10 protein-coding genes are annotated in these 16,069 nt (G+C 35.9%); 9 read left to right on the forward strand and 1 reads right to left on the reverse strand.

Annotation, left to right across the window (positions count from 1 at the left end):
* Positions 1–71: 71 nt before the first annotated feature.
* Positions 72–2,486, reverse strand: a complete 2,415-nt coding sequence (locus PHT93_RS03010) for a TonB-dependent receptor (RefSeq protein WP_300239282.1) — start codon at positions 2,484–2,486, stop codon at positions 72–74.
* A 118-nt stretch (positions 2,487–2,604) separates the two neighbouring features.
* On the opposite strand from PHT93_RS03010, the gene PHT93_RS03015 reads away from it, so the two are divergent.
* From PHT93_RS03015 to PHT93_RS03055, 9 genes are all read left to right on the forward strand, one after another.
* Positions 2,605–3,477, forward strand: coding sequence for a YicC/YloC family endoribonuclease (locus PHT93_RS03015; protein WP_300239285.1), 873 nt, complete (start codon positions 2,605–2,607; stop codon positions 3,475–3,477).
* A 4-nt stretch (positions 3,478–3,481) separates the two neighbouring features.
* Positions 3,482–4,048, forward strand: coding sequence for a guanylate kinase (gmk, locus tag PHT93_RS03020; RefSeq protein WP_300239288.1), 567 nt, complete (start codon positions 3,482–3,484; stop codon positions 4,046–4,048).
* On the forward strand, positions 4,045–4,620 hold the full coding sequence (nadD, locus tag PHT93_RS03025; protein WP_300239290.1) for a nicotinate (nicotinamide) nucleotide adenylyltransferase: 576 nt from the start codon (positions 4,045–4,047) through the stop codon (positions 4,618–4,620). Before gmk ends, nadD begins: the two co-directional genes overlap by 4 nt.
* Before the next feature lie 157 nt (positions 4,621–4,777).
* The gene (locus PHT93_RS03030) at positions 4,778–6,349 is read left to right on the forward strand and encodes an MFS transporter (RefSeq protein WP_300239292.1); all 1,572 of its coding nucleotides are present in this window, start codon (positions 4,778–4,780) and stop codon (positions 6,347–6,349) included.
* Positions 6,350–6,521: 172 nt separating this feature from the next.
* Positions 6,522–7,541, forward strand: a complete 1,020-nt coding sequence (locus PHT93_RS03035) for a FecR family protein (protein WP_300239294.1) — start codon at positions 6,522–6,524, stop codon at positions 7,539–7,541.
* Positions 7,542–7,686: 145 nt separating this feature from the next.
* Entirely contained in the window at positions 7,687–10,959 is a 3,273-nt protein-coding gene (locus PHT93_RS03040) for a SusC/RagA family TonB-linked outer membrane protein (protein WP_300239297.1), read from the forward strand.
* 13 nt (positions 10,960–10,972) lie between these two features.
* Complete coding sequence (locus PHT93_RS03045) at positions 10,973–12,688, forward strand: RagB/SusD family nutrient uptake outer membrane protein (RefSeq protein ID WP_300239300.1); 1,716 nt, start codon at positions 10,973–10,975, stop codon at positions 12,686–12,688.
* 97 nt (positions 12,689–12,785) lie between these two features.
* Positions 12,786–14,522, forward strand: coding sequence for a DUF6057 family protein (locus tag PHT93_RS03050; protein WP_300239303.1), 1,737 nt, complete (start codon positions 12,786–12,788; stop codon positions 14,520–14,522).
* Position 14,523: 1 nt separating this feature from the next.
* Complete coding sequence (locus tag PHT93_RS03055; RefSeq protein WP_300239305.1) at positions 14,524–15,984, forward strand: hypothetical protein; 1,461 nt, start codon at positions 14,524–14,526, stop codon at positions 15,982–15,984.
* The last annotated feature ends 85 nt before the right edge of the window (positions 15,985–16,069 follow it).

The following is a 16,069-nucleotide window of genomic DNA, read 5'->3' on the forward strand; positions in this document are numbered from 1 at the left end:
GGAAATAAAAGAAAATCAGCAAACTAAATTGCTGAGCTGTATTGCTGTATGTTTAGGAGTAGTATGACTTATCAGAAATCAGCAATAATACGAAAGTTTAATTGTCTTCCTGTCAGATAATTCGGAATGGCATGTTGATATCCATCTACGTCTGTTATCCAGAAATACGAACTCACATTCTTCATATCAAACAAGTTGAAAATATCAACGCCCAACCAGACATTTTTCAGATGACGTAAGATTCCTCGATCCATTATGTCATCTACGCCACCGGCTAATTGATATGAGAATCCAAGGTCAACACGTTTATAGGCTGGCATTTTATAGTACCCCATTTCATAACCCTGACGCGGAGCGGTAAAGGGCATCCCTCCGGATAATACTCCTTTCAAATTAAGTTTCGCCCGTTTGTAGCCGGGAAAGTAATCCTGAAAGAAAAGGGAAAGATTATACGCATGATCATTCGGCATGGGAACAGTAACCTCATCTCGGATGGTTTGCTCGGATTTCATCAACGAGAGGCTGATCCATGAGTCAGTTCCGGGTACAAATTCCCCGAAAAACTTCATATCTAATCCCATCGCATAACCCTTAGCGCAGTTTTCTCCATAATACCGAACTTTTACATTATCTACTGTATAGGGAATCAGATCATCTAATTTCTTATAATAAGCATCCGCGCTTAATTTAAAATTCCGATCAATAACACGGAATGTATAATCACCTCCTACTATAAAATGTATAGACCGCTGGGATTTAATGTCTTTATTTAATTCAATCACACTATTACCAAAAGCATCTTCTGTCGTCATTCGCAACTCTTTATAAAAAGGACTCTGGTAGTATAATCCTGTCGCAAATCTAAACGTCAGGTCTTGATTTAAAGCAGGTATAAATCCCAATGAGGCACGAGGGCTAAAAAGGAATTCTTTATTGTACGACCAATAGCTTCCCCGAACACCTGCAGTAAGCGTAAACAATCCTTGTTCTATTCTGAATTTAAATACATCCTGCAAATAAGCTGAAAAGCGTGTACTTTCTAATTCATTATTAGAAAACAAATTGGCTATTAAGCTAACATCAGTTCCCGTATGAGGCAGAGAATATCCTGCAGAATCACGTTTTTCCCATTCATTGATACGGTCTGTTATTTTTTCCAATTGAGCTTGTACACCCCATTTTAGTGTGTGGTTTTGCATACGGGCTGTCCCGTAATGTCCGATATTAGCGATATTGGAACGAAGACGGTTACGGGCATGTTCGTGATAACGGCCTAATAAAAGTTCACGAGAGGCATCACTTTCATCTATCGCATCGTCTCCGCCCCGCAATAAATACTCCCCGCCAATATCATATCCTTCTTCTTCTTTACTGGTAAAAGCCGAAGCTTGTATGCCAACTTCAGTATGTTCATTCGGTTTATGTTTTAAGGTAAATGCTCCGAAAAAAGTCTCAAAGCGATCACGTTCATGTCCGCCGTCAAACACAACCTGAAGATTCTTTATGTTTTGTGTTGTACCGAAGGAGGTTTCCCGACTATGAGGTATAAATTTGTAATTATTCAATGACATATTACCCAGAAAATTAGCCTCCCATTTAGGTGTAAAAGCGTAGGTCATATAGGTCTGAAGATCGACAAAGTTCGGATCGTATTCGGCATCGGTATCCATTGAAGAAAGTAGAGAACGACCGGTTTTATATCTAAGACCGGTTACTTGCGTGAATTTTCCGGTTGAACTACCCACATAAGCATTGGCTCCTAAAAGACTAAGTGAGGCCGATCCTTCTAACTTTTCCGGTTTCTTATAGGCAATATCGAGCACAGAGCTCATTTTATCACCATAGCGGGCTTCAAATCCTCCGGCAGAAAAATTAACAGACTCCGTTAAATCCGGATTCGTAAAACTTAGGCCTTCTTGTTGGCCGGAACGTATGAGTAAAGGACGAAAAACTTCTATACCGTTTACATAGACTATATTTTCATCATAGCTACCTCCGCGAACAGAGTATTGCGAACTTAATTCATTACTGGAAGTCACTCCGGCAAAAGTGACGACTAAGCTTTCAATACTTCCACCGGCAGGATCCGGTAATAAACGAATCTTTTCGGCATCAACAGATTCTAAAGTACTTGTTTGTTTACGTATAGCAGTAACCGATACTTCGCCTAACTGAAGAGCAGTATAATTCATTTGAACGTTCAGACGCATATCCTGAGTGGCTTTTGGTATGATACGTTCTGCTTTATTATAACCTAAGCAAGAGAAAACTAAAGTCACGGAATCACCAGGAGCCATGGAGAGCGAATAAGCACCTTTGTCATCCGTCATTGCACCTATCAACGTATTTTTTACCTGAACAATAACCAGCTCCAATGGGTTTCCATCTCCATCACGAACATTACCGGTTATTTTTATTCTCCCTTGTCCCAAGACAGTTACGGGAATCAATATAAAAAGCAGTGCAGCTACAGCACGTATCATCATAATTTTCTCTTGTTACATTGTTTATAACGTAAAAAATGACCTAAGCGTATATAGGTATTCAAAAAAAGAGTTTCTTGGGAAGAAAATAAAAAAGTAACTTTGCGAAAAAGTTAACAACATGATAAAATCAATGACCGGCTTCGGAAAAGTTACAGCCGAATTACCGTCTAAAAAAGTAACAGTTGAAATAAAAGCGCTCAACAGTAAACAATTAGATTTATCCACTCGTATTCCTTCTGCCTACAGAGAAAAAGAAATGGAAATACGTAATCTATTGTTGCAAAACTTAGAGAGAGGTAAAATTGAATTTTCTATTTATGTTGAATATATCGGAAGAGACACTCCAACACAGATCAATACCGCAGCTATTGAGAATTATTATTTGCAAATAAAGGATGTGTCGGAAAAATTAAATATCGAATTACCATCTGATTGGTTTAAGGTACTACTTCGTTTACCGGATGTTGTCCGTACCGAAGTACCTGAGGCTGATGAAACAGAATGGGATATGGTAGAATCGGCTATTAAGGAGGCAATTAAGCAATTAGTAGAGTTTCGTATTCAGGAAGGAGCTATGTTGAGCAAATTGTTTCAAGAGAAAATCAGTAATATCGCGACACTTCTTACCGAAGTAGAAAAATATGAGGGTGAACGTATTGAGAAAGTAAAGACAAGGATACAAGAGAATCTTGAAAAAATAGCCGGTCTTGATTTTGATAAAAATCGTTTTGAACAGGAAATGATCTACTACATTGAAAAATTAGATATCAATGAGGAGAAAAACAGATTAGATAATCATTTAAAGTATTTCATCAGCACAATGATGGACGATAGCAGCGCAGGGAAAAAATTAGGTTTTATTTCTCAGGAAATCGGCCGGGAGATTAACACGCTCGGATCAAAGAGCAATCACGTAGAGATGCAACAAATTGTTGTCCGAATGAAAGATGAATTGGAGCAAATGAAAGAACAGATTTTAAACGTATTATAGAATTATGCCGGGAAAACTTATCATATTTTCAGCACCTTCGGGCTCGGGAAAGTCAACCATCATTAACTATCTGTTAAAACAAAATCTGCGACTGCGGTTTTCTGTATCAGCAACAAGCCGGGCTCCGCGCGGAGAGGAGAAACACGGCGTGGAATATTATTTTCTGACTCCGGAAGATTTCCGTTCGCGCATTGCGGCTGGAGACTTTCTTGAGTACGAAGAGGTTTATACAGATCGGTTTTATGGTACACTAAAAAGTGAAGTTGAGCAAATACTGTCGGCCGGAGATAATGTTGTTTTTGACGTTGATGTGGTTGGGGGCTGTAATATAAAGAAGTATTACGGCGATCGGGCATTATCAGTTTTTATACAACCTCCAAGTGTGGAAGTTCTTCGTGAACGGCTTGTAAACAGGGGAACAGACAAACCGGAGGTGATTGAAGATCGCGTAAAGAAAGCTGAATATGAATTGTCTTTTGCTCCTCAATTTGATGTTGTTATTGTAAATGACGTACTTGAAAAGGCACAAAAAGAGACATTGGAAACAATCAAAAAGTTCCTCGAAAAATGACAAAAACAGGCATTTTATCCGGTTCCTTTAATCCCATACACATTGGGCATCTCGCATTAGCTAATTGGATATGCGAATATGGAGGAATGGATGAAGTCTGGTTTTTGGTTACTCCGCAGAACCCCTTAAAAGACAAAAAAGGACTGATAGATGATCATCTACGTTTGACATTAGTGCAAAAAGCGATCGGTTCTTATCCTAAATTTAAGGTTTCCGATATAGAATTTTCACTTCCACAGCCATCTTATACAATAGACACATTAGCTGCACTGACAAAAAGATTTCCACAAAATATGTTTCATCTTATTATGGGTGCAGACAACTGGAATATAATTGATAAATGGAAAGACGCTGATAAACTATTAACCACGTATCCCGTCTTAGTTTACCCCCGTATCGGTTATTCAATAAACATACCCCTCTCCTATCCTCTTACACAAAAAATCGATGCTCCGATAATAGAAATTTCATCGACGTTTATACGAGAAAGTCTGAAATTAAACAAAGATGTTCGTTTTTTTATTCCGGATAATATACATGGCTATCTGGAAGCGATACAAAAACAACTATAAAATAATTTTACACATAATAATTCAAATATCCGTATGTTTTAAAGCATTCGGATCGGATTTTATCCTCGAATTTATCTACATTTGTCAGAACCTTTAGATTCACTTAGAATCCAACGTACTTTGTATCAAACAAAAATTTAATAATAACTTGAAAAACATGAACAAAACTACAGACAAAATGACAAATTACAGATGGGTAATTTGTTCATTGCTCTTCTTCGCGACAACAATTAATTATTTAGATCGTCAGGTGTTATCGCTCACATGGAAGGATTTTATCGCTCCTGAGTTTTACTGGACGAATGATGATTATGGAAATATCACTTCTTTATTTTCCATTTTTTATGCAATAAGTATGCTTTTTGCCGGAAAGTTTGTGGACTGGATGGATACAAAAAAAGGATTTTTGTGGGCTATCGGAGTTTGGTCATTGGGTGCTATTATTCACGCATTCTGTGGAATCGCTACTTCAGGCATAGTAGCCGGTGAATGGTTAGTGGGTTTTGAAGGAGCTCGTGAGGCTCTTGCTGCAGTGCAAAACGTAGGTAGAGTAGCCAGTGTTAGTGTTGTTCTCTTTATCTTTGCCCGTCTGATTCTGGCTATAGGAGAAGCAGGAAACTTTCCCGCAGCAATCAAAGCTACAGCGGAGTATTTTCCTAAAAAAGACAGAGCTTTCTCAACAAGTATTTTTAATGCCGGAGCAACAATAGGTGCATTGGCAGCTCCCGTAACGATCCCTGTATTAGCGAAACATTTCGGATGGGAAATGGCCTTTATTGTCATCGGTGCGCTCGGTTTTGTGTGGATGGGATTTTGGGTTTTCATGTATGATAAACCGGAAAAACATCCAAGAGTAAACGCGGCTGAATTAGCTTACATACAATCAGACAAAGAAGATGTACAAACAGATACAGAATCAGCAAAGGAAGAGAAAAAAATATCTTTTGCCCAAGCGTTCCGTTTTAAACAAACCTGGGCTTTCGCCGTTGGTAAATTTATGACAGACGGTGTATGGTGGTTCTTCTTATTCTGGGCTCCGGCCTACTTAAGCTCTGTTTATGGCATTAAATCATCCGACACGGCAGGTCAATTAGCTATCTTTGTTTTATACCTGATCACACTCCTTTCAATCATCGGAGGATGGCTACCTACATATTTCGTAGAGAAAAAAGGAATGAATCCATATGCAGGGCGAATGAAAGCCATGTTAATCTTTGCCTTCTTCCCACTATTGGCACTATTGGCACAACCATTCGGACATATATCCTATTGGATTCCCGTAGTCATTATCGGTATAGCCGGTGCAGCGCATCAGGCATGGTCTGCCAACATCTTCTCAACCATAGGGGACATGTTCCCAAAGAAAGCCATCGCAACCATTACAGGAATCGGAGGCATGGCAGGTGGTGTCGGTTCTTATTTAATAAATAAAGGATCAGGTAAATTATTTGACTTTACCCAATTAAATTGGAGTACAGTAAGCGGTCAACCTTTATTAGAAAAATTCCCGGAACTTCAAACTACGGAGACAACAGAAGCATTACTCCGTTCACAGAACGTATCAAGTGTTGAAGAACTACTAAAAACATTAGCCGCCTCAGGAGAAACAGTTGTTGACGGTATCAGTTCCGGCTACATGATTATCTTTTCCATTTGTGCAGTCTCTTACCTTATAGGTTGGATCATCATGAAAATATTAGTCCCAAAGTACAAACCAATTACGCTATAAACAAAGTAACATTTCATAAACAAAGAAGGTGAACATTCGAGATTGAGTGTTCACCTTTTTTTTGATAAAACTCATCATTCATAAATGCCATTTTAAACAATCCTAAAAAATAAATTCTTATATGTATTAGTATATATCAACGGTCAACTGTATAACATATACAAGACGCAAAATGACAACTAATAATAAAGAATTATTCATACGCTACTTTTCAGGTCAAACATCGGAGACTGAAAATGATGCCATAAGCTCATGGATGGAAGAATCTGTTGAGAATCAGAAACAGATAGAAGACATGTATTTTATCTGGCAAACATCAAAGAGCTTGCATATTATGGCAACAGTTGATTCAGGCAAAGCTTTATCTTCGTTAAAGACGAGAATAAACAAGAAAAAGGAAAAGAAGCAATTCAACATATTTCTACGTCGAACATCAAAAATTATTGCAGCAGTATTAGTACCGGTGCTTTTATTTTCTAATTATCTGTATTATAAAGAAAATGATATGGATATTCAATTTATAGAGATTAAGACGAACCCGGGAGTAATAACGTCTGTCATTCTCCCAGATAGTACAAAAGTCTGGATAAATGCATCTAGTTATCTTAAATATCCATCACATTTTAATAATAAAAAACGAGAAGTTTATTTAGATGGAGAAGGTTATTTTGAGGTCAAAAAAGACAAGAAGACTCCTTTTCTTGTAAAAGTTCACGACAATTATACTGTAAACGTATTGGGAACTAAATTTAATGTAAGAGCATATTCTGATGACAACAAAATAGAGACCACATTAGTAAATGGGGCTGTAAACCTTAATATTGAAAAGACAAATAAAAGAATAATACAATATGATTTAAAGCCTAATCAGAAAGCAATATTCGAAGATGAAAGATTATATCTTCAATGGGTAGATCCCATCTACGAAATGGGATGGAAAGAAGGTAAAATGTATTTCAAAAATCATCCTATAGAAGAAGTAATCAAAAGATTGAGCAGACATTATAATGTAACATTTAATATAAAGAATACGAAAGTGTTTGAATCGTTAATTACTGCAAAATTTGAATCAGAGCAACTTCTACAAGTTTTAGAATACATAAAACTTGCGTCTGGAATACAATACATTGTTCATGAATCAAATATTGAAGGAGAAAGATTAAGTCAAATGAAAATTGAGTTAACTAAATAGAAAATACTAATAAAAAAAAATCAAAAGCCTATGTAAAGATTATCATTAAAAAAATACGGAAGAACGTACTACCATCCTTCCGTACTAAAAGCAATTAGCTGTAAAACAGCAAAAAACTAACTAAAAAAAACAAGTAAACAAAAGTATGCAAAAATTTGTAACCTTAGAATTAAAGAAAAAGGGGAAATATACCCTATGTCATAAACTATTATTTGTAGTGAGACTCAGCTGTATATTTTTCTTTCTCAATGTAGGAATGGTCTTTGCGACAAACACATATGCGCAAAACACAATGATTACACTTAATGCAAAAAACAACAAAGTCAGTTCTATTTTGGAAAGAGTGGAAAAACAAACTGACTTTAGCTTTGTATATGATGCAAATGTTGTAAACACAAATTGGAAAACATCAATAAAAGTTCAGGATGAAAACATATTTGATGTGCTTAATAAACTGTTTGAAGGTACTGACATTACATATTCTGTAGTAAACAAGAAAATAATTCTTGGGAAAAATGATCAGACTTCGTCCTCTCAACAAAAAGGGAAGAAAATATCAGGTATAATTACAGATCAAGACGGAGAGCCAATTATCGGTGCGAATGTTGTTGTAAAAGGGACAACGAATGGTTCTATTTCCGATTTAGATGGACAGGTGATTCTTCAGGATGTATCAGAAAATGCAGTTTTGGTCGTATCATATATCGGATATACCTCTCAAGAGATAAGACTTGGAAACCAAACTGTTTTTAACGTTCAATTAATTGAAGACGCGCAAGCATTGTCGGAAGTTGTTGTCATCGGTTATGGTTCATTGGATAAGAAACAAGTAACTAGCGCGATCACTTCTTTAAAAGCTGAAGATATGATGGTCGGCGTAAGCGGAGCCGATATCACATCTGCTCTACAAGGAAAGATCGGCGGTTTAGTAATGAATAATCTCGGTAGCGCTAACTCAAGTACAACTATTCAGTTACGTGGTATGACATCTATTAATGCCGGAAAGTCTCCTTTAATTGTAATTGATGGATTTCCGGGTGGAGATATACGTTCGTTAACACAAGAGGACATTAAGTCTATTGATGTACTAAAAGATGCTTCAGCAGGAGCAATATACGGAACTCGCGCTGCTTCTGGGGTAATCTTGATTACAACAAAGAGCGGATCAGACACAAATGGTAAGGTTAAATTAACTTATTCTTCAGAATTCGCTAAAAAACAAAGTTATAACGCTCCTGAAATGCTTTCTGCCAAAGAGTATGTTGAACATGGTATAGGAACAGATTATGGCTCAAGCGTAGATTGGTGGGATGAGTTAATCAATCATGATAACTTTTCGCAAAAACATCATGTGGCGTTGGAAATGGGAACAGAGAAAGCGCAAGTTTACACCTCTTTCTTCTATGAAGAAAATGAAGGTATTGCTTTATCTGACAGCCGTAAAGATTATGGAGGTAGAGTGAACGCAACTTTCAAATTATTTGATAATTGGTTAGAAGTACGTCCAAGTGTAGATTATCGTCAGGCTGCCCGAGATAATAATTTCCCTAATTTTCAGCAAGCATTAAGAAATAACCCAAGTCGTTCTCCTTATGATTCAGAAAGTGAAACAGGCTATAATGTTTGGACCAACGAATCCTTAGACTACAACGTTGTTGCTGATGCTATGCTTCGCGATTATTATGGAATCGACAAATGGTTTAAGCCGGAGGTTAACTTCAAACTTAACATTAAGCCTATTTCAGGATTATCCTATCAACAAGTTATAGGATATGAAAACCGTCAATGGGAACTTCATACTTACAACTCAAGATATCACAGAGATGAATTAGAAAATTCTCGTAATGGTAGTGCTTATCTTGGATTCAGTAAAACAGAAAACTTAACATCTGAAGGGTACTTTTCTTATATAAAAGATTTTTCAGGAGATCATAATTTAAATGCAACTGCTGGTTATTCGTATTTCGAAACTAACGGTGAAAATTTCAGTATGAGCAATTATGATTTTGCTGTTGATGGAATAAAATATTGGGATATAGGTAAAGGTGGATACTTAAGTGATGGAAAAGCAAGTATGAGTTCGGGCAAAAATATTACTGAACGCTTATTCTCCGTCTTTGCACGTGCTAACTATTCTTATAAAGACAAGTATTTGCTATCTGGATCAATTCGGCATGAAGGTTCTTCGAAGTTTGCCTCAGATAAGCGTTGGGCGAACTTCTGGTCACTAAATGCGGGATGGAGAATCTCTAACGAAAGTTTTATGGAGGATGTAAAATGGGTCAATGATTTGAAGTTACGTTTCGGTTATGGTGTAACCGGTAATAATGATTTTAGTTCTTCTTATTCCGCAAACATGTTAGGATCAGATACGTATTGGTTATTACCAGACGGAACATGGGCTTATTCTTATGGAAAAACCCAAAACATTAATAAAAATTTAGGTTGGGAAGAAAAGAAAGAGTGGGACTTAGGTCTTGACTATTCACTTTTTGACAATCGTCTTTACGGAAAGTTCGACTATTATCGTCGTAAAATTGACAACTTAATTTATAGTGTTAAGGTTCCTCAACCTCCATACACACAAGGTTCGCAATGGCAGAACATCGGTAGTATGGAAAGTAAAGGATGGGAATTTGAAGTAGGTGGTGATATTATCCGTTCAAAGAATTTCACTTGGAGTTCAAATATAAACTTCTCACATAATGAAGGTAAAATTCTGACATTATGGGGTAATAACACATATTACAACGGAAACGGATTCCCTGCTCCAGGTTCTCCGGGAGATGCCGCTCGTATGGAAGAAGGCTCAACAATAGGTTCCTTCTATATTTGGAAATTTGCAGGATTTGATGATGATGGAAATTTCTTGCTTTATAATAAAGACGGAGAAGTAATCCCAGCCTCAGAGAAAACGGAAAATGACAAACAATACATGGGTAACTATATTCCTAAATTAATTGTAGGATGGAGCCATACTCTTACTTACAAAAATTGGGATTTAGGAATCAACATGCGTAGTTGGATTGATTTTGATGTGTATAACTCAATCAATATGTATTTTGGTATTCAAGATCAAGGCAATACTAATTTACTTAAAGCTGCTTACGGAAAGTTTAATCACATCAAGGGAGAAAAACAGATTTGTGATTATTATTTGGAAGATGGTACATTCCTAAAAATCGATGCAATAACTTTAGGATATACCTTAGGTATGAAAAAATACACAAACAACATGGTTGACCGTATTCGTATTTACGGAACAGTAGGTAATGTATATACGTTTACCGGATATAGCGGTATGAATCCAGAAGTAAATATCTCAAGTTGGGATCAGGGAACAGAAAAATTTTGGGACACAAACTATTTCTATCCACAGGTACGTACGTTTACTTTAGGTCTTCAGTTTAACTTCTAATACAGATAATAGTATGATAAAAAAGAATATATTAAAGTTGTTCTTCTCAGGTGTTGTCGTATTAACAACGAGCACTTCTTGTTCTGTCGAACCGGACTTTTATTCTCAAGTTGTTCCTGAGACATTTTACACATCGCAAGATGCTGTTTGGGAACGTTTTAACCGTCCATTTACTCATTGGCGTTGGTATATTGGGCACGATGCACCAAGATGGATGCTCCAAGAAGTCGGTACAGATGAATTTTGTTTACCAACAAGAGGTAGCGACTGGTATAATGGTGCTGTATATCAGAAAATGCACCATCACGAATATACTGAAGATATGGCCTGGGTTGAAACTGGATGGACAAATTTTGCCATGGGAGTCGCTCTTGGTTGGGACGCATTGGAAGATTTAGAAAATGTAGATTTTAATTCTTTAGGCTTTGCTGAAGGAACGAGGGAGTCTATGCTTAACCAACAAAGAACATTGATCGCGTCTTTATATTTAGATGGATTAGACTTTTTTGGAGGCGTTCCTCTATACACTACTACCCAGAGTGAAGTAAAAGGTCGTTCAACGGATGTTGAAACATTTAACTTCATTGATTCACTATTGACTATAGCAATCCCAAATCTTCCCATAAAGGAAAATTTAGGTGCGATGGAAGATGGAAGCATTCATCGTGCTGTTGGAGCGGCTTTAAAAGCAAAATTATATTTCAATGCAAAATCCTATATCGGTAAAGAAATGTACGCTGAAGCAGCTGTTATTTGTCAGGATATTCTGGATGGTAAATATGGTAATTATGCATTAGACTCTGACTGGACGAATATTTTTGGATTTAATAATGAAACTTGTCCGGAAATAATTTGGTCTGTTCCAAGTCAAAACGCAAAATTAGAGACAGACGGAACATATTGGAGTTATATGGTACCTTATAACTACAAGAATTATCTTGGAGGTTTAGAAGGATCCGGTTCAAATAATGGTATAGGTTTGATACCAAGTCTTGATCCGACCGGCAAAAAATACTCGTATAAATTAGGAGGTGCATATGCTAAATTTAACGATAAAGATGTTCGTAAGCAGCCTTATGTTTATGAAGGTAGTGGAAAGTACAGAGGCATGTTTATTGTCGGAGAATTAGTAAACCCACTAAATTCAGAGTGGACTTGTACCGGTAGTCGTGAATATAAAGGGGAAGTTCTTACAGTAGTTGACCAGGTAGCTTATTTTGCCAAGGTAGGAAAAGATTATGCCACAGTAGCAGATCTTCCTTCTACAATAGCTACAGCTGAAGAAAATTCCTGCGTACGCGTGACGAAACGAAGCCCTCGTCCTAATCAGGATGAAAAAAACCGCAAATTTGATCCGGATGTACCTGTTATTCGTTTAGCTGAGATTTACTATATGTTGGCTGAATGTAAGATGCGTGCCGGAGATAATGCAACAGCTGCTGAGTTGATTAATACTGTACGTAAACGTTATTTCGCTGATGGAATTGATCCGGATCCTGTTACTGCAACTAATCTTGATAAATACCGTATGTTAGATGAATGGCAACAAGAATTTCTTGCTGAAGGTCGCAGACGTACAGACTTAGTTCGTTGGGATGCCTACGTAACAGAAGATTGGTGGGATCATAAAGCAACAAACAATACGGACTTGAATCGTTTCCCTATCCATTATAGTCTAATCGGAGCTAATAATTTATTAGAGCAAAATCCTGGATATGGTACTAAATGATAGATTGATGCTATTTTAACTGGTTTTTAATAGGTACTAAAAGAGGGGGAAGCGTTTTTATAAACGCCACCCCTCTTATTCATTTAAATCTAAATTTATGAAATGGCAGGTTAGAATATTCTGGATAATAGTTTCCCTTGGATTATTAGGTTTCTTTTGTCTATTTAATCCTTTTATATTTAATCAACAAGAAGAGATCCAGCTATTTATCCCCAAATGGAGTCTCATAGAAAAAGAATTGTTTACTACTGGAGGTTTCTATACTATCTCCGGACAGTTTTTTGTCCAATTCTATTATCATCTATATCTTGCAATCTTCATAAATGTTATTATTTATAGCTTGATAGGCTTTACTTTTTTTAGGTTGCTACAAAGAATTAAACCTTATAAACACAACTTATTTTTAGCCTTAATACCCCTTATTGCTCTACTTAAGATTCAACTAAACCCTTCATTTGTTTTTGATGGAGCTTTAGCTTATTTATTCATTATATTATTTTTATCCCTTTCAACAACGATTATAAAATCAAAAAAAAGTTATTTCATTCTATCCGGAATTACAATTATTATCTACTACTTATTAGGACAACTTGTTATTCTCTATGCCGTAATGTTCGTGTTTTTATGTTGGCTAACAAAAAAGAAGAACTGGTATTATTCTTTTATGATATTAGGCTTAGGCATTCTTTTAAGTTACGGAGGATTACAAAAAAGTCTTTATATTCCGTTAACTGATGGTATTTACTCACTTCGATATCAAGAAACACAGTTAGTTCCTGAATCTTTCTTATATTATGCGTTAATAAGACTGACAGTGTTGTCTTTCATCATATTCTTAGTTGCAAATATATTCAACAGTCTATGCACTAAAAAAAGGCTTCCGAGTTGGGCTTCAACATTGATTTCGGGTATAATAGTTGCAATTTGTTGTTATTTATTCAAGCCAGATGAGTTTGACAAACAAAACAAACTATTAGGCGAATTAGCATATAAAGAAAGAAAAGAAGACTGGGATGGACTAATCAAGTTATGCCAAAATAGAGAAAAGCCAGGAAATACTACATTGAATTATTTAAATATGGCTTTAGCTCAGAAAGGACAGCTGGGAGAGAAAATGTTTAATTACAACCAAAGCGGATTGCAAGGTTTACTATCATCATGGAATGGAACCTATTATATGAGTGCACTTTTGAGTGATATTCATTTTATGATCGGCGATATCAGCATTTCCGAGAGTTATGCAATGGAAGCCTTAACTTTAGCCAAACGTGGCGGAAGTCCACGAATATTACAAAGACTTGTACATATAAACCTCCAAAAAGGAGAAATTGAAATCTGCAAAAAGTATCTCAACATTTTAAAACAAATGCCTTATTATCACTCTTGGGCTATACAATTGGAAAAAGACATTCCGAATAAAATCTCAGAGAATAAAACCAATAATGACCAATTATTAAGCATGTTAGATGTAGAAACCTTATGGAAAGCCCATTTAAAAAAGCAACCATTTAATACCATTGCTTTTGAATATTTGGCATGTTCTTTTTTATTGACAAAAGATATTGATAAATTTAGTGTACTACTTAGAGAGGTCAACAAATTATACCCTGAAGAAAAACTACCTGCTCATTTCCAAGAAGCTCTTTTGATCAAAGATTTAGAGGAGAAACATACTTATCTGTCAGAAATTCCTATTGAAAATAGTTTTAAGGAACGATTTAATTCGTTCCGCAATGATTTTAAACGTGAAGCATCTCATATCAATGGATATGCAAGAATACGACAAAAATATGGCGATACGTATTGGTTTTATTATTATTGTAAACAAATTTAAAATGAAAGCACTACTTATATTGGTTCTCCTTTTTTTTCTGACAGCTTGTTCAGGAAGTTTACCTTATGCAGAAGTTACAGATAGTCAGCCAAAGATAATCCCTGATTATCGTGAAGTAACAATACCATATAATATTGCTCCACTCAATTTTAAGTTACCAAATCGCTTAAAATCTATTCTGGTACTTAAAAGTCCTCAATCGGAAGTTCGTATAAATTCTAAAAATGGACAGTTTGAAATACCCCAAAAGAAATGGAGAAAATTAGTAGAAGAAGCAATTGAGGGAAAAATCGAATATACAATATATACTTATCAAGATAAGCGTTGGCTAAAAAATCTTCCATTTTCAATTTATATAGCAAAAGAGCCTATTGATACCCATATTGTTTATCGCAAAATTGCTCCCGGTTATAGAATGTGGGGTGAGATGGGTATTTATCAACGTAATCTCGAAAATTTTAATGAAGAAGCTTTTCTCACCAATAAACACACAAATAATAATTGCATGAATTGTCATTCTTTTTGCATGCAAAATCCTGACAAAATGCTATTTCATCAAAGATCAACTCATGGAGGAACCTACATTATAGTTGATGGAGAGATAGAAAAATTAGATACAAAAACGAATAAACTAATTTCCGCTTTAGTTTATCCGGCCTGGCATCCGTCGGGACGTTTTGCTGCGTTCTCAGTAAATGAGACAAAACAAGATTTTCATTATACAGATCCTAACCGGGTAGAAGTTTATGACATGGCGTCAGACATAGTAATATATGATATAAAAAACCATGAAATTAGATCAGACTCTCTCTTATTATCTAAAGAAAACATGGAAACATTCCCAACGTTCTCTCCTGATGGAACACGACTTTTCTTTTGTTCTGCGCCAACGTACCCTATGCCTGATTCTTATAGAAGTATTAAATATAATTTATTAAGTATCGATTTTGATCCGGACAGATGTGTTTTTGGGCATAGTATTGATACCCTATACAATGCCGCAAACGAAGGAAGAAGTGCAAAATTCCCCCGTATATCTCCTGATGGAAGATATCTTATGTACACAATATCTGACTATGGAAATTTCTCCATTTGGCATAAAGATGCAGATCTACAATTATTAGATTTAAAAACGGGAAAGGTAAACACCTTATCGGGGGTTAACAGTTCGGATGTTGAGAGTTATCATTCGTGGAGCAGTAATAGCCGGTGGTTTGTTTTCAGTAGCCGCAGAGACGATGGGCTTTATACTCGCCCATATATTTGCTATATTGATCAAAACGGGAAGTGCGGAAAACCTTTCTTACTACCTCAAAAAAACACAGATTATTATGATAATATTTTAGTATCTTTCAACATCCCTGAACTTATTAAAGGAAAAATAGATATAAACATGTACAAACTAACGCAAACAAGTAAATTGAAAAAATCAGATAAGATACAAATGAATACCGTTCATTAAATTCTTTCTTAATAGAGAATATGTTAGAATAAACTCTGAATAGTTTTACATATCAATTTATGTTTTTATTTTTACAAAAAACACC

The sequence above is a fragment of the Massilibacteroides sp. genome, assembly GCF_028705895.1.
In the GTDB taxonomy this organism is placed as follows: domain Bacteria; phylum Bacteroidota; class Bacteroidia; order Bacteroidales; family Tannerellaceae; genus Massilibacteroides.